Here is a 15,668-nt window from a genome sequence, read left to right on the forward strand (position 1 = left end):
AACCTTTGAGATTTTATTATCAATAGTTAAGTACAAAAGTTAAGCACAAAAAAGCGCCCAGCTATTGATAAGCTGGGCGCTTTTTACTTTTCTTAAGTTTGGTTAAGCTTAGGTTCAATAAAGCCGAGGCTTTACTCAATCTTAGTCTAAGAAAGCAAAGTTCTCAATATCCATCGCTGTCATACTTTCACTTGGCGCAACCATACTTTCGGCATGACCTGAAGTACGTGGCAAGATTTTGTCAAAGTAAAACTCTGCGGTTTGGATTTTGGCTTTATAGAATTCTGGTGACTCAGCGCCGCCGTTTTCTAGCTTGTCATAGGCCACTGCCGCCATACGTGCCCAATGATAACCCATCATGGCGTAGCCTGAATACATCAAGAAGTCTTCTGACGCTGCTGAAATGATTTCACGGTCTTTACGTGCCATCAGCATCAAGCGTACCGTAAGCGTATTCCACTCTGCACATAACTTAGTCAACGCCCAAACGAATTTACGCATATCTTTATCAAGTGCATACTCACCGCACCATTTCATGATGCTTGAAGTATAGTCACGAATGATTTTACCTTTTGACTGCAAGATAACCTTACGGCCTAATAAATCAAGCGCCTGTACGCCAGTCGTGCCTTCATACAAGGTTGCGATACGTGCATCACGAGCGATTAGCTCCATACCCCATTCTTTAATGTAGCCGTGACCACCGTAGATTTGCTGACCGTGTTTGGCTGCTTCGATACCTAGTTCGGTCAAGAAGCCTTTTAGGATTGGCGTATAAAAGCCTAGTTTATCATCCCATTTTTCGAACTCTTCATCATCACCATTAGCCACGCCTTGTGCCATCTTATCCGCATAACGTGCTGAGTGATAAATCATTGAACGACCGCCTTCAGCAAAGGCTTTTTGGGTCAACAGCATACGACGTACGTCAGCATGATGAATGATAGCATCCGCAACTTTTTCAGGATCTTTAGTACCTGATAGGGCGCGCATAGAGCGACGCTCTTTGGCATAAGGTAAGGCATTTTGGAACGACAGCTCAGTATGTGCCAGACCTTGAATACCAGTACCAATACGAGCGGTATTCATAAAAGTGAACATCGCTTTAAGGCCTTTGTTTGGCTCACCAATCAGATAGCCAACAGCACTATCAAAGTTCAACACACAAGTTGATGAAGAGCTGATACCCATTTTGTGCTCGATAGAGCCGCAAGTTACGCCATTACGCTCGCCAACTTCGCCTTCAGCATTAGGCAAGAATTTTGGTACGATAAATAGCGAGATACCGCGTGTGCCTTCAGGAGCATTAGGTAGGCGTGCTAATACAATGTGAACGATGTTTTCGGTTAAATCATGTTCACCGCTTGAGATAAAGATTTTGGTACCGCTAAGCTTATAGCTACCATCTTCTTGCGGGATTGCTTTCGACTTAACTTGTCCCAAATCTGTACCACACTGTGGCTCAGTTAGGCACATAGTACCTGCCCATGAGCCGTCAACCAGCTTATGCAAGTACGTCTGTTTTTGCTCGTCAGTACCGTATTGCATCAATGTATTGATACAACCTGTCGATAGACCAGGGTACATTGCCCAAGGCCAGTTGGCCGTACCAATCATTTCAGATTTGATTAGGTTGATGGACATTGGCAAGTTCATGCCGCCGTACTCTTCAGGATAAGAAATCCCTTGCCAGCCACCTTCTATAAACTGGTTATAAGCTTCTTTAAAGCCTTTTGGCGTCGTTACTTCGCCGTTTTCAAAATGACAACCTTCTTCATCAGCAGGCTGATACAGAGGGGCTAGAACGTTTTCAGAAAAATCAGCCATACCTTGTAAGATCATATCGATCGTTTCAGGGTCAGCATTTGCGCCGTTGTCTAAATCTTTATAGTGAGTTTGAAAGTCAAAAACATCATTAATCAAAAACTTAATGTCACGTAAAGGAGCTTTGTAAGTTAACATAGTCGGTCTCTTTAGTTAGTTTGTTTTAGCATTACTAGTAGCTAATTTTCATAATTTTTTGGTAGGTCTAAAGGTAAAAGGGGTTAAGCATTGCTTGCTTATTATATTTATGGTCAAAGGTTACTTAGCAAAACGACATGCTATGGGAATATTATTAGTATAAATGTTCTGTTAGGACAAATATACAATACATAATTAATATTCATGACTGAAAGGTATAAGTATTAATTTAATTTATGATTGATGAGTTAATACCTAGTAAGCGTAGAATTGTAAGCGTGGAATTGCTGTCATCAAAATCATCTTGGTAAATTAACAACTAGCAGATTGAAGTAAAGTAATTGATTTAGAATAATAATCTATGACCGTATCAGGTCTTTATATAGCTAAGACAGAGGATTGAGCAAATGCTCGCTTATATCAAACACTTAATCCGTGGGGAGCTTGACCATCTGTTGTCTGTCAATCAGAGTCGTCGCCCGTGGCACATGCCGATTATCGCCGCTATTTCCATTAGCTTTCCAGTCTTTGTGGGCGCTTACTTTGGCGTACTACCTGCAGGAATTAAGGCCTCGTTAGGGGCAATGGTTATCTTGAACTTACCCTTCGCAGGCTCGTTGCCTTATCGTTTGGTGACGGTGATGGCATGGAGCTTTGCAATGACGTTGTGCTTTGCGCTTGGGCTGATTGCGCAGCAAATTCCAGTGATCAAGCTGCCAGTATTTGCGCTCATAGCTTTTGGGGTTGTCGTCTTTGGGCGTTATTATCGTCAGCCACCGCCCGCAGGCTTGTTCGTCATGATGGCAGGTGCTATTGCCTTATTTATCCCTGTATCAGCTGAGCAAATACTGTCAGCGACAGGGCTTGTGATGTTGGGTAGTGGTTTTTCGATGTTTATGGCGCTTTTGTATACGCTATTTTTATTAGCAACGCGTGCCTCTACTTCTGTGCCCGTCTATAGTTATGAGCCAGACACGATTAGCGACAGCATGATCGTTGCAAGCTTTGTCAGCTTGGCATTACTGATAGCAGTAGTGCTGGATATGCCTTATCCCTATTGGGCAGCGGTCAGCTGTTTTATTATTATCCAAGGCATACAGATGCGTACGATATGGATTAAACAGCTCCATCGTTTATTAGGTACGCTAGTAGGAATGGCGGTCGCTGGTTGGATGCTGTCTTGGAACTTATCAAGGTGGGAGGTGGCGCTGGCAATATTTCTTATGATGCTTTGTATTGAGTCGCTGGTTGATCGTCATTATGGGCTAGCAGTGATACTTATCACGCCCTTGACGATATTTATCGCCGAGTATGGCAGTGTTACCTCGCTTGCGCAGGCGAGTGTTGAAGAAGTCATTCGTGCACGGATGTTCGATACTGCGTTGGGCTGCGTGGTTGGTTTGAGTGGAGGTTTGGCAATACATTCAGCAAAGCTACGAGCACCGCTAAGACGTATAGAGAAATGGCTATTAGTACGCTTTGCTTAGGCACAATAATAGCATTCTGCTGGTATAAATTTTCCGCGCTTGCTGTAACCCAGACAGCTAGACAGACGATTAAACAAACACGAATTTCAAAAAATTCATTCCAGCAGTATCAGGTTTTTTTAAAGTGAATCGACTATATTCATCACCAATATCGTTATTATTATTTCTACTTGGATGCTTGCTTCAATATTTCAGTCACTTTCACCACATCAATAGTATGAGCGGTCCAACGCTCAAAACTTAACGCAGCTTGTCCGATTAGCATCCCATAGCCGTCTGAAGTTTGCGCACCGCGCGCTGCGAAATGCTGCAAAAAGGGCAGTGCGCGTCCATACATCATGTCATAGGCGTAATGGCAATTTAAATCATCAGCGATAGGCAAAGTGTCACCTGATAACCCGATAGAAGTCGCATTAATAATTAGGTCAAATTGTCCAGTCAGCTCAGTCGTCGCGCAAGTTTCAATCGCATGCTTGTTAATCGCATCGCTTGCTGCACTAAGCTCTTCCACTAAAACTTCAGCTTTATTCAAGGTACGATTAGCGATAGTCAGCTGTCCAATACCAGCTTGGATAAGTGGCAATATCACGCCGCGTGCAGCACCGCCTGCGCCAATGATAGCGACACGTGCTTGCGCAAGCGGCCAGCCTAAGCTGATGATATGATTGACCAAGCCTTGACCATCAGTATTATCACCATATAGCGCATTAATTTTTTGCAAATGATCTTTTTGTGATTCGTCACTTGTTAAAAGCAGAGTATTGACTGCGCCTGCGACACGCGCATGTTCAGATAACCCGCCCTGTGATTCGCATAATGCATAAGCGACCTGTTTAAAGGGTACTGTCACGTTGGCGCCCACACCGCCACCATTAAAAAACGCTTCAACTACCGCGCCAAAGCTAGCATTATCATCAGGACAATATTGGCGCTGGTAGCTGATATCAATACCAGCTTGTGCCGCAAATACTTGATGAATCTCTGGGGATTTACTGTGGGCAATAGGGTTGCCAATAACGATAAAGTGCTGGGTCATAGGTTGTCCACTAGCTATATAGTCAATTCAAAATAATAGAAGTACGTTTACTGCTGGTATAAATTTTCCTCGCTTGCTGTGCGCTTTGCCAGACAGAGGCTGCGTAAAATTCATCCCAGCAGCCCTGTGCTCTTTTTAAATTGAATCAACGATAACAAAGAAATGATAAAGGGCAAGAGATAGAAAAAACAATCAAAACTTACTCATCATAGGGGATAACAATATTTTTAACAAATTTGTACCCTCTAGGATTGTTATCCGTAACGTAAAGGCTAGTCAAGCGCAAGGCAGTTGGGTACACTGTTTACATGACAGCACTAAAATTACGACATTGGATGTCAGGACGATGACCGAAAAGCAAGCCTACAAATGGCGCATTTATTGCATGATTAATGTACGAATTATGGCAGATATATGGTGCTTTGTTATGCAGGTTATTTATCGCCGTCATTCATTATATCGATAGCCTATTATATTAATAATGAGTTTTTTATTAATAACGCACCGTGTTAACAACCATTCTTTATTAGCAGCAGCATTTCTAGCAGCTTGTTAATATAATTTAGACCCAAAAAGTGTGAGTAAATTGCCCATGTGGAATAACAGCCTACAGACCTTTGCGGTCGGTATAATGATGGCAGCTGGCGTATCATTGAGCGCATGTAATGGCTCAACGAAAGACACCAACTCTGAGGTTGCCTCTGACAATACAACCGAGCAAGCCAAACCTGCACAGGCAAGCCCTACGCCAGAAGCGGACTTAGATGGGGCGACAGCCCAGCAAGGCAGTCCAGTTAAGTATAACGTCTCGTCATGGGGCGGCAAACAAGTCCAGCCTGTAAGCATACAAGAAGTCGATCAAATCAAAACAACATTTGGTAAAGTCGTTTCTACCGATGAAAACAGTTTGGACTATGCCAGTAATCCCGCCACCAAATACCGCTTTATGGATACGGATGCGCCTTATCTAGATTTGATTGACTCGGAAAAATACCTCGAGATTGGTTGGTATTACGCCAATCCTACTGACTCAGATAAAGAAAAAGAGCTCAGTAAAGCGCATGCGAAAAAGTCTTATCAACTCGCGCGCCAGCTTATGGGTGATGAGGGCGGCAAGGTTCTATCAGATATGCTCAGTGGTCAAATCATAAAAAATAAAACCACGGGCGGTCAAAAAATAGAGCTGGGTAAGTGCGAGTTTTATAGCTGTATGTTAGTGCTAAACAAATCAGGTGAGCAAAAAGCAGAAGCCAGCTAAATATGACAGCTGATTTCAATAGCTCCAATAGCAGTCAGTTCAATAGCAATGTATCTAAATGGCAGTGTCTACATCCGCAGTCTGATGCACTGGACGCGACTATAGATAGCACTATGCTAACGCCAGACAATCGCGGATTGGCTTATGGAGATGGATTTTTTACTACCATAGGTGTCATTGACGGTTTGATATTGTGGCAAGACTATCATTACCAAAGACTTGTCTCTCATGCTCATGCATTACAGTTAGCCGTCGATAGCGACTCGCTACTGGCCACTTTGCAAGCTAATGCTCAGCAGCTACAGCAGGGCGTGATAAAAGTCATCGTCACGCGTACTGTACAAGCTGTGCGCGGTTATGGTTTTGTCGCAAATGTGGCTGCTAGCCCTTGTGAAGTCTGGTGTAAAGCAACGGCTATGATTATTAATACGGCTCAGCATACCTATCTACCAGACGGGCGCAGTATATTAATACAACCCCCGACATCAGCTGTATGTTTAACCGCACAACTTGCTTGCTTGCCGCCATCTCTAGCTGGTCTCAAAAGCCTTAACCGACTTGATAGTGTGCTTGCTAGCGGTGAGTTACAACTTATAAAAGCTACATTGTTAGAATCTGAGGCAGAATTAGGCTTTGATAAAGGGTTAGACGTTGGTGAAGGATTGGTGCGTGATATGAGCGGTAGTTGGGTGGAAGGCACGATGAGTAATGTCTTTTATCAACTGTCAGCTTCGCAATTGGCAAACAATGCGCAATCGCTAGAAAATTTTGCCACTAGTGAAAATTCTTATTCAAATAACGATGTAAATAATGATGCAAGCTACTCGCTAGCCGGACAGTGGTTTACACCGCCATTGAATCAATCAGGTGTCGTTGGGGTGATGCGCCAAGTCATTATTGACGCTTTCGCTAAGACTGAGACGCCAGTTATCATGCGTGCGTTAAATGATGATGATTTGCCAAATTTACGTGGTTTATTCTTTTGCAATGCCCTGCGTGGTGTCATGCCAGTGACAAGTCTGACTTTGTTGTCGGGAGAAGTTTTAAGCTTTTAGATAAGGGCTTTTATTCCCATTCAAAAATATTAAATTTAGTGTCAATATAGTCTTCTGAATCCAAAATAACTTCTTCATTCCGATACATTTCCTGTGCTCTTAACAGCGCTTCTTGCTCATTTTCAGCCACAACTTCTACTATATTACTCATGGTCTCGACAATTTCTATCTGAAATGTTTTCGTGGCTTTTATCTCTCTTTTTATCATAGCTATTCTCAGTATTATCAAGCGATTTCAATTATTCATGCCAGCTAGACTATCAAAAGGTCTCAAAAGAAGTGATCGTCTTTTGTTACGTGGACTTGTGTAATAAAGTAAATCGATCAATGATCCTTTTTAAATAATGAAGGTTAAAAGGATAAACGTTGATGTGCCCAGTTTATGAAGAAAAGAGAATCCCACTACAAATTCGTCGCTTGATGGTTTTTGATGAAATTTGCCAATTAGCAAGAAGCAGACCTGATGAAATAGTGCATTTATCACCTTATACTCAATTAGCGTTTGGTGTCATGTATTTACAAGACTTCAAAAGGCTTATTGCTTTTGGCGGTGTGTTTGAGTATGCGCACACGCGTGAGGAAGTTATCGAGCAGCGTATCAATGTAATTCCTAACGATGAGCTGGTTATGTGTGCATTAACGGTTAATTTAAAACCATTTACCAAACCAGCGCGCAATGCGATTCAACTGTTATGGCAGTGGAACAGTTACGTCAAAAACAGAATGCATGCTTATATCGATTATCGTGAAGAGCATTTCTTTAAAATTAACGATGAGATTGATTGGGAATATCCAGCGCATAAGTTTCATGAGCGCCTAGTTGCCACCGCGCGCTTACCACTATGGGATGATAGAGATGAACTGATTGCTGATGTTTATCGTGATAAAAAAGGACAGCCTAGACCTGAACGATATAACGAAGCGCGATTAGTATAATTTTCGATAGTGCCCACGGCTTACAAACTCAATAATGCCTTTATCGCGTAGAACTTGTAATTGCTGGCGGATTTTATCTGGAATGTAATTGTTGTCAGGATGTTTGAGCTGGAGCTCATTGGTAAAAGCATAAACCTGCTGCAAAGAAAAATTGTTATCAAGTTTATCGATACATTGCCAAACATCTAACGTCCAACCACGTGTCTGTTGTGTTTGTTCACGTAAAAATAAGGTTTTTTGAAATTGTTGGGTGACTTTTTCGCGCAGTATCACTTGTTGGTTTTTGACTAGAAATACTTTTCCTGACTCTGGCACTTTACGCAAGTCGATATTGCAGCCAATCCAACCTGCACGTTTGGCAGTTATTGATAAAGGTTTACGTTTTACAATCATATCCGGCTTAAAAAAATGCTTAGGAATGATTAAAAAATTATTAACGGTGCATTCTTTGGAATAAGTCAAAAAGAAAAAGCTTGGATTATCCTCACTATTGATACGCTCAATCATAGTTTTATAAGCGCCATCATTGATAACGTTGCTTAATTTTGCTTTCTTACTTTTTAGCTCATATTGCTCGTTACAGTTTGAACAATAAAAATCAGCGACCGGTCTGCCATTAGCAAATTCAGCTAACGGCTGAGTGCTACAGTTCGGACAGTAACCATTGTTTTTCACCCATGCCTCACTGAGTACACGAATTTTTTGAGCTTGAGAGTTATAATTTTTAGCAAGACTTTGATTGAAATGTAAATTCATAATAAGTTTTCGTTATTAATAAGAAGGCGTAGAAATAGTAATAGAAGGCATGAGTATTAAGCCATATAATTTAACCTAAACATCAAGTTAATTGATAAGCTAAGCAAATAACATTGAAAAGCACGCGGTTCAGTGCTAAATTCTAGCAAACATCTGCCTCGCGAGTTGCCATGAGCAAGCCTACACCTGAAACGCCTCCTGAACGTCCTAATGATACTCCATCAGATAAGCAAGATGGCACTATCAACGATCCTGCTAAGACACCTCAAGACTCTGAACCAGATAATAAAGTACCCGCGACAGATATTTCGCTTGTCAATGGTAAAAATTCCCCGCGCAAGTACAAAAAAGACAATCAATCGTTTTTTATGCAGCGTGGCTATCAGATTTTATTAGTCTTAGGCTTGATAGCCGCGTTTTTATTGGTGATGGTCTATCAGACGTTGTTCGGTCGTATCGATCAGCCTGAGCAAATGGTTACGATTGAGCAGGGTGACACTTATTACGGCTTGCTTCCACAATGGCAGCAGCAAATACCGCTGTTTTCTGCCAGTATTGCCAAGTTTTACATCAAGTCGCAAATAGATGCGCCACTACACGCAGGCATCTATCAGCTGCCGGAGAATCCGACGATAGCAGAAGCATTGCAAATCTTGCAACAGGGCGCAAAGGTAGCGATGGTAAAGGTACAAATCATCGAAGGTAAAACAGCGGGCGATTTGTATCAGACCTTACGTGACAACCCTGGTATTACCAAGGAGGTGCTGACGAGTGACAGCGACAATGCCAGTATCGCACAAGCATTGGATTTGGCTGGCATATTGCCTGACGCGGTGACTAATAGTAGTGACCCTATCGTTAGCTACAACCTTGAAGGTTGGTTCACCCCTGATACCTATTATTATGGTGAGGGTGCAACTGATAAGCAGGTGCTGACTGATTTATATAAGCGTCAGCAACAAGCGCTGACTCTAGCTTGGGAAAACCGTGCACCAGATTTGCCATATAAAACGCCTTATGAAGCACTGATTATGGCCTCCATTATCGAAAAAGAGACCAGTGTGCCTGAAGAGCGTGAGCTGGTGGCTGCGGTGTTCACCAATCGGTTGAATCAAGGGATGCGCATGCAGACGGATCCGACCATTATTTATGGTATGGGGAGTCGCTATGAGGGCAATATTCGCCGCAAAGATATCGACGAAAAAACATCGTACAACACTTATCAAATTGATGGCTTGCCACCAACGCCTATCGCTCTGCCATCTGCTGCTTCTATCGAAGCCACATTGCATCCTGCTGATAGCGAAGCCTTATATTTTGTAGCAACGGGTAATGGTGGTCATAAATTCACCAATAGCTTAGCTGATCATAATCAAGCGGTAAGAGACTACTTAAATGTGATGCGTGAAAAGAAATCACAAACGCCGCCGGAGTAGGTTGGTAGCAATCAGCCTTTGATGTAAAATTATAGTCATAGAAGAAATTTCACAGTAAGTAAAGATATTTGAAATACAAGGCCATACCATGTCAGCACCTGTAAATGCGCAATCGACTCAACTGGCTACTGATAAGGTAGCGTCTGACTTAGAAACTGTAGAGAAATTAGGGCGTTTTATTAGCTTTGAAGGTACCGAAGGCGTGGGGAAAACGACTGCCATTGAGCAGCTATGTACACGTCTAGAAAAGGCTGGTATTGATTGTCTGCGCACACGTGAGCCTGGCGGTAGTCCGTTTGCTGAGCGCTTGCGTACTATCTTGCTAGACCCGGCAACCAACATAAATGATGACACTGAACTGTTGCTATTGTTTGCGGCTCGCTGCGATCATATGCAGCAAGTGATTTTACCCGCTTTGCAGCGCGGTACTTGGGTGATATGCGATCGTTTTACGGACTCTACTATTGCTTATCAAGGTTTTGGGCGTGCGCAGGGTGATAGGGCAGTATTAGCAAAGGTTGATGCGCTCATTGAGCAGTTTATCCCAAGCTTGCCTGAGCTGACGCTATGGCTTGATCTACCAGTGTTGGAGGGCATGGCACGTGCAGGTAAGCGTAGTGCGGCTGATCGCTTTGAGCAGCAGGCGATGGATTTTTTTATCCAAGTGCATGCAGGGTTTACCGCGCTTGCTGCCGCACATCCTGAGCGTGTTCATCGTATTGATGCCTCAGGTACTGTTGATGAAGTTGGTGCGCGTATATGGGAAGAGGTTGAGTCTCAGTTTAATATGGTTTAACGATGCTGTTATTCAATGCCCTGACTCAATGCTATGATTCTCGTGATAGGTAAATGTTCGACACGCTCTAATAGTTGGCAATTAATAGCTGTTAATGAGCACTTATTATACCAATAAATATAAAAACCCCAGCTATTAGGCTGGGGTTTTCATTGTTTTAAAATCAAGTGAGCTTTAAGCAAGAGGCTTTTACTGCTTATCTGAACTGTCATTAGCTTCTATTTTAACGGTGTCAGTATCAGCAGTATTTTTATCCGTGTCAGGTAGACGGTTTGGATCCAACGACCCTTTCTTGTTTTTGGGTGCGCTGCCACTACCATTGGCATTGGCTTTTAACGTCGCCACTGAGCTGGATGCTTTATGCTCTGACTTTTTAGCCTCAGGATTTTTAACTTCTGTGCTTTTAGTTTCAGAATTTTTAGCATCAGAATTTTTAACTTCAGCGCTTTTAGCCTTTGGACGAGTAGGCTCTAGTTTAGCAGTCTCTAGGCTATTAGATGCAAGGCTAGCAGGATTTTCTTTGGCAGTCACTTTATCCAAATCCGTTAACGACTCTACCGCTGGTGCAACAGTTGGCTGATCCGATTTCTCACTCTGATCTTGATTCTGGTCAGTTAATTCAGCTTTAGTTTGCGTTTCAGCTGCGCCGTCTTGCTCAGCTTCATTATCTATGCCCTCAATCAACTCTTTTTCTTTACGCTTTTCAGGCGCTTTTGAGTTGGCTTCAAAATGCGCATCAGCAACGGCACGTGCTTGTACCTGCTTGTGAGTGACATCTACTGGCTTTGGCTGTATATCGTCATCGACGACCAAAGCGACCAGCTTACGATCCCGTGGCACATTACCATCGAACTTGTCCGTAATGACGCTCAGCTTACCTTCTTTATCAAGCGTATATAGCGGGACGTATTGCTTGTTGTCCGCTTTGTATTGCTCAAAAGTATAGCTGTCGGTGATGTTGGTAATCTTAATACGCGCTTTTTTAGATAACATGCTGGCAAGCTTGGTATAAGTGACATCTTTGCCAAATAACCACTGGGAATGAAAGTTTGCCTGTTTAGTATCACGCTCATTTTTGACTTTTTCGTCACTGAATTTAAGACGGAATATCTTTTGCTCACCAAACTCATGACGGTAATGAATCTCTGATAGCGTATTTAGCTCTTTATCTGTACTCATGGCAAATAGATGACCGATACCGATTAAGTCGAGATGGTGGTCAGCGTGATCTGAGACTGGATTACCGAAATAAGTACGCAGACCGCTCATACGAGCACCCGCGATGTTGGTATAGTTATTATGCGCAACGATTACATCGAAGCCTTGATCTCGCAGAGAAGTCGCGACTAATAATGCTATTGGATTGGAGCCAACGACCAAAATACCATTGGTGGCAGGCTCACGCACACCCAATAAGTTACCGACCATTTTTGCGCCCAAGCCTTGAATCATGACCGTACCGATAATGACCATAAAGACTAGCGGTACTAACAGCTCAACACCTTGAATATCATACTCTTGCAGACGTATAGCAAATAGGGAAGAGATGGCGGCGGCAACGATACCACGTGGGCCAATCCAACTAATCATCAGCTTTTCATTGGTTTTGAGATTAGAGCCAATGGAAGATGCCCAAACGGATAGTGGACGCGCTATGAACATAACGATGGCAAGTAATACAAGTCCTGCAAAACCTACACTCATCAAGCTTGCTAGCTCTACACGAGCAGCAAGAATAATAAATAATACAGAGATTAATAAAACGGTCAGCGACTCGTTAAATTCCAAAATCGTATCGCGTGGGAATTTTGGCCAGTTCGCAAGCGCAACGCCGAGTACCGTAACAGTTAAGAGACCAGATTCGTGCTCTAAGTGATTCGATACCGAAAATAGCACTAAAACAAAGGCAAGGGTGAAGACGTTACGCAGGAACTCAGGCACCATATGACGGCGCATTAAGAAGGCTAATACCCACGCGCCCGCCATACCGAGTGCTGTCGCTAAGACAACAATTTTGGCGAATAGCAAGATACTGCTGGCTTCACCACCTGAGATAATGTACTCGTACACCAATACTACCGCAATCGCGCCGATAGGATCGATGATGATACCTTCCCATTTGAGGATATTAGAGATGGTCTTATTCGGACGCACACTACGCAGTAGCGGCATAATTACCGTCGGACCAGTCACACAGACTAGCGCCCCAAATAGCAGCGCAATGAGAGGATCGACATCGAACAACAGATAAGTCGATAATGCCACTATAGCAATGGTAATTAGTACGCCGACTGACACCAGCATCTGCACTACGGTACCGTGCTGCTTAATTTCATCGAACTCTAGGGTCAACGAGCCTTCAAACAAAATAATTGCTACACCCAAAGAGATAATAGGGAACATAAGCTCGCCTAAAACCAAATCAGGGTCGAAGTAACCCAATACTGGACCGACAATAATGCCGATGAGTAACAAAAACAAAATGGACGGTTGCTTTAAGTACCAAGCCAACCATTGGGCGGCAATGCCGATCCCAACCACGCCGGATAACAATAGGGCGGTATCCATAAATTAATCCTTTTATAAGCTTGTCATACTGCATATACATTAGGGTGTGCTTACAATCTAACAGCGGCTACTTGTAAACGTCAAATAGACCCTAAGTTTTGCTATAGCAAATGGTTATTGCAAACGGTTATAACGGTTTTACTTACCGCTAATCATCATAAAGGGTATTCAGACCATAGGGTAATTGGCAAGAACAGTCGTAGAAATCAACATAATAGGAAAAAGCGTTCAGAGACCTATACAAGTCATCTGATAATGCACAAACAGATAGAGTGAAACAATAATAGAGCGAAACAATAAAAGTAAAACCTATAAATTTATCAAAGAAATAAGCGGTTTTCATTGTAAACTTTTGTCTGTTATTTAAATTATTTGGCTTGTTATCATACCATGATTTAATTTTGCTTGTGTTAAACGCTCTGCGCGTGTGGAGATATTAAGCTATTAATGACAATGTTTATTTACGATAAGCGGCATCACTTCATAAGGTGTTTTTTGTATATACTCATCTGTATACAAGGAAGCAGGTACGTAGCCATGACGAATGTTATCCTGCATAATATAAACACGATAAAACAGTCACTAAGTTTTTCTAAGATAGGGATATCTTGAGAATGGGATATAACTTACGCTGTAAGTGTATTGATTTATAGATAGTACTAAGCGTTAAGTGAATGTATAGCAGTCTTTGTGAGTAGACGTTTATTCAATAATAATGCAGATTGGTGTTTGATAGTTTAGTGAGAATAAGCTGACATCATCATATAAATGACTAAAACATAAAAAAATGAAACTCAAAATAATTGAACTTTAAAAACGGGGAATAATAATATGAAGAGTCAACTAATTGCTCATAGGATACAGCGCAAACTAAAGGCTAGCCTGCTAGCAGCTTCGTTAAGTACGGTTATGATTACAGCTGGTACAGTGGCTATCAGTGCAATGACTATCTCCAGCGCCCAAGCGGCAGTCATTACTGCTGATTTTTCTGATCTTGTCCAGCAAGTAACCCCAGGCGTGGCGCGCGTCAACGTTACCAAGACGGTCAGTGAAGCAGAGCTGGCTAAAGCCCAAACCGCTGACTTATTGCGTCAGTTCTTTGGTGACCGCATACGTATCCCTGAACAGGCAGCAACACCAGCAATTGAACATGCTTATGGCACGGCGTTTTTTGTGACATCTAACGGTTATATGTTGACCAATCATCATGTAGTGGAAGGCGCAGATAAAATTACCGTTACGCTAAATGATCGTACGGAGCTTGATGCCACATTGATTGGTAGTGATGAGCGCTCAGATGTAGCTGTGCTAAAAGTTTCAGGCAGTCAATTCCCAGCTTTGCCTATTGGCGATTCTAATATCATAAAAGTCGGTGAGCCAGTATTGGCAATTGGTTCTCCATTTGGCTTTGATTATTCGGCCTCTGCCGGAATCGTGAGCGCCAAGTCCCGTAGTTTTTCACGCGAGACCAGTGTGCCCTTTATTCAAACTGATGTAGCGCTCAATCCTGGTAACTCAGGCGGGCCATTATTTAACCAGCGCGGTGAAGTGATCGGCATTAACTCACGAATTTTTAGTGGTACAGGCGGCTATATGGGCTTATCGTTCTCTATCCCCATAGATGCTGCGATGGATATTTATGAGCAGCTCAAATCTAACGGTGAGGTAACGCGTGCTTACTTAGGTATTTATCCGCAGGATATAGATCGTAATTTGGCAGAGGTTTATAAGTTGGCACGGCCACAAGGCGCACTTTTGACCCGCGTATCGCCAGACTCGCCAGCTCAAAAGGCAGGACTTAAAACAGGCGATATTATCTTACAATATAACGATATCAAAATAATGCGAGCATCTGATCTCCTAAATCTCATTAACCGTGGCAAACCTAATGAGACGTTTCGTGCGCAAGTACAACGTGATGGTAAACAGCTGAACGTATCGGGTAAGCTTAGTCATGCGCCAAGTGATGTCCAAGCGCAAGGTCGCGATCAGCAAGATAATGAGGTGCGTGTAGGCTTGCGCTTACGTAACTTGACCCCTGAAGAGCAAGCGGAGCTAGCTACGGATGGTAAGACTGGCGTGCTAGTCACCGCGGTTGATCCAACAGGATTGGCGGCGCGTTCAGGTATCATGGCAGGGGACGTCATCACCAACTTACATCAAAAGCCTATTGCTAAAGCTGCAGATTTTTCTAGTGCTATCTCATCACTACCAACCAAGGGCGTTGTGACTATTGAAGTTATGCGTCAGGGTATACCAGCGATTATCGGTCTACGTATTGAGTAAGGTCAGTTGTGAAAGGACAGTAACGAATGATAGCTGATGGGGCTTGTTTATCGTGGACATCGCCCCTTATAATGGCTGGTTTTTTATCATAA

Annotated in this window: 12 protein-coding genes; 7 read left to right on the forward strand and 5 right to left on the reverse strand. The window is 42.8% G+C overall.

Annotated features, from left to right (window positions below):
• Positions 1-141: 141 nt before the first annotated feature.
• Complete coding sequence (locus tag ACTQ9S_RS11810; RefSeq protein ID WP_068033855.1) at positions 142-1,962, reverse strand: acyl-CoA dehydrogenase C-terminal domain-containing protein; 1,821 nt, start codon at positions 1,960-1,962, stop codon at positions 142-144.
• Positions 1,963-2,369: 407 nt separating this feature from the next.
• On the opposite strand from ACTQ9S_RS11810, the gene ACTQ9S_RS11815 reads away from it, so the two are divergent.
• Positions 2,370-3,449: an FUSC family protein gene (locus ACTQ9S_RS11815; protein ID WP_068033857.1), complete on the forward strand. Its 1,080-nt coding sequence runs from the start codon at positions 2,370-2,372 to the stop codon at positions 3,447-3,449.
• 166 nt (positions 3,450-3,615) lie between these two features.
• Here ACTQ9S_RS11815 and aroE read toward each other — a convergent pair whose 3' ends face one another.
• On the reverse strand, positions 3,616-4,485 hold the full coding sequence (gene aroE / locus ACTQ9S_RS11820) for a shikimate dehydrogenase (protein ID WP_440455040.1): 870 nt from the start codon (positions 4,483-4,485) through the stop codon (positions 3,616-3,618).
• A gap of 592 nt (positions 4,486-5,077) precedes the next feature.
• Between aroE and ACTQ9S_RS11825 the strand changes: the two genes are divergently transcribed.
• Entirely contained in the window at positions 5,078-5,743 is a 666-nt protein-coding gene (locus tag ACTQ9S_RS11825; protein ID WP_440455041.1) for a hypothetical protein, read from the forward strand.
• A gap of 2 nt (positions 5,744-5,745) precedes the next feature.
• Positions 5,746-6,798 carry an aminotransferase class IV gene (locus tag ACTQ9S_RS11830; protein WP_440455042.1) on the forward strand — a complete coding sequence of 351 codons (1,053 nt, stop codon included), beginning with the start codon at positions 5,746-5,748 and terminating at the stop codon, positions 6,796-6,798.
• Between the two features lie 10 nt (positions 6,799-6,808).
• Here the strand turns inward: ACTQ9S_RS11830 and ACTQ9S_RS11835 are convergent, their stop codons facing one another.
• Positions 6,809-7,006 carry a DpnD/PcfM family protein gene (locus ACTQ9S_RS11835; protein ID WP_440455043.1) on the reverse strand — a complete coding sequence of 66 codons (198 nt, stop codon included), beginning with the start codon at positions 7,004-7,006 and terminating at the stop codon, positions 6,809-6,811.
• Between the two features lie 161 nt (positions 7,007-7,167).
• Here ACTQ9S_RS11835 and ACTQ9S_RS11840 point away from each other — a divergent pair, with 161 nt between their 5' ends.
• Complete coding sequence (locus ACTQ9S_RS11840; protein ID WP_440455044.1) at positions 7,168-7,734, forward strand: hypothetical protein; 567 nt, start codon at positions 7,168-7,170, stop codon at positions 7,732-7,734.
• On the opposite strand, the gene ACTQ9S_RS11845 is transcribed toward ACTQ9S_RS11840, so the two are convergent.
• On the reverse strand, positions 7,726-8,490 hold the full coding sequence (locus ACTQ9S_RS11845) for a DpnI domain-containing protein (protein ID WP_440455045.1): 765 nt from the start codon (positions 8,488-8,490) through the stop codon (positions 7,726-7,728). The genes ACTQ9S_RS11840 and ACTQ9S_RS11845 overlap by 9 nt on opposite strands.
• A gap of 170 nt (positions 8,491-8,660) precedes the next feature.
• Between ACTQ9S_RS11845 and mltG the strand changes: the two genes are divergently transcribed.
• Together mltG and tmk are read left to right on the forward strand one after the other, a co-directional pair.
• Complete coding sequence (mltG, locus tag ACTQ9S_RS11850; protein ID WP_440455046.1) at positions 8,661-9,926, forward strand: endolytic transglycosylase MltG; 1,266 nt, start codon at positions 8,661-8,663, stop codon at positions 9,924-9,926.
• A gap of 88 nt (positions 9,927-10,014) precedes the next feature.
• Entirely contained in the window at positions 10,015-10,722 is a 708-nt protein-coding gene (gene tmk / locus ACTQ9S_RS11855; protein ID WP_440455047.1) for a dTMP kinase, read from the forward strand.
• A 189-nt stretch (positions 10,723-10,911) separates the two neighbouring features.
• Here the strand turns inward: tmk and ACTQ9S_RS11860 are convergent, their stop codons facing one another.
• Complete coding sequence (locus ACTQ9S_RS11860; protein WP_440455048.1) at positions 10,912-13,290, reverse strand: cation:proton antiporter domain-containing protein; 2,379 nt, start codon at positions 13,288-13,290, stop codon at positions 10,912-10,914.
• Positions 13,291-14,199: 909 nt separating this feature from the next.
• Between ACTQ9S_RS11860 and ACTQ9S_RS11865 the strand changes: the two genes are divergently transcribed.
• Positions 14,200-15,576, forward strand: coding sequence for a Do family serine endopeptidase (locus ACTQ9S_RS11865; protein ID WP_068038856.1), 1,377 nt, complete (start codon positions 14,200-14,202; stop codon positions 15,574-15,576).
• Positions 15,577-15,668: the final 92 nt, after the last annotated feature.

The organism is Psychrobacter sp. ASPA161_9, assembly GCF_051970275.1.
GTDB lineage: Bacteria > Pseudomonadota > Gammaproteobacteria > Pseudomonadales > Moraxellaceae > Psychrobacter.

Excerpts from the sequence above, each read along its gene's own strand:
- ACTQ9S_RS11810 (WP_068033855.1), bottom strand. The coding sequence starts at position 1,962 with ATGTTAACTTACAAAGCTCCTTTACGTGACATTAAGTTTTTGATTAAT.
- ACTQ9S_RS11815 (WP_068033857.1), top strand. The coding sequence starts at position 2,370 with ATGCTCGCTTATATCAAACACTTAATCCGTGGGGAGCTTGACCATCTG.
- aroE (WP_440455040.1), bottom strand. The coding sequence starts at position 4,485 with ATGACCCAGCACTTTATCGTTATTGGCAACCCTATTGCCCACAGTAAA.
- ACTQ9S_RS11825 (WP_440455041.1), top strand. The coding sequence starts at position 5,078 with ATGTGGAATAACAGCCTACAGACCTTTGCGGTCGGTATAATGATGGCA.
- ACTQ9S_RS11830 (WP_440455042.1), top strand. The coding sequence starts at position 5,746 with ATGACAGCTGATTTCAATAGCTCCAATAGCAGTCAGTTCAATAGCAAT.
- ACTQ9S_RS11835 (WP_440455043.1), bottom strand. The coding sequence starts at position 7,006 with ATGATAAAAAGAGAGATAAAAGCCACGAAAACATTTCAGATAGAAATT.
- ACTQ9S_RS11840 (WP_440455044.1), top strand. The coding sequence starts at position 7,168 with ATGTGCCCAGTTTATGAAGAAAAGAGAATCCCACTACAAATTCGTCGC.
- ACTQ9S_RS11845 (WP_440455045.1), bottom strand. The coding sequence starts at position 8,490 with ATGAATTTACATTTCAATCAAAGTCTTGCTAAAAATTATAACTCTCAA.
- mltG (WP_440455046.1), top strand. The coding sequence starts at position 8,661 with ATGAGCAAGCCTACACCTGAAACGCCTCCTGAACGTCCTAATGATACT.
- tmk (WP_440455047.1), top strand. The coding sequence starts at position 10,015 with ATGTCAGCACCTGTAAATGCGCAATCGACTCAACTGGCTACTGATAAG.
- ACTQ9S_RS11860 (WP_440455048.1), bottom strand. The coding sequence starts at position 13,290 with ATGGATACCGCCCTATTGTTATCCGGCGTGGTTGGGATCGGCATTGCC.
- ACTQ9S_RS11865 (WP_068038856.1), top strand. The coding sequence starts at position 14,200 with ATGATTACAGCTGGTACAGTGGCTATCAGTGCAATGACTATCTCCAGC.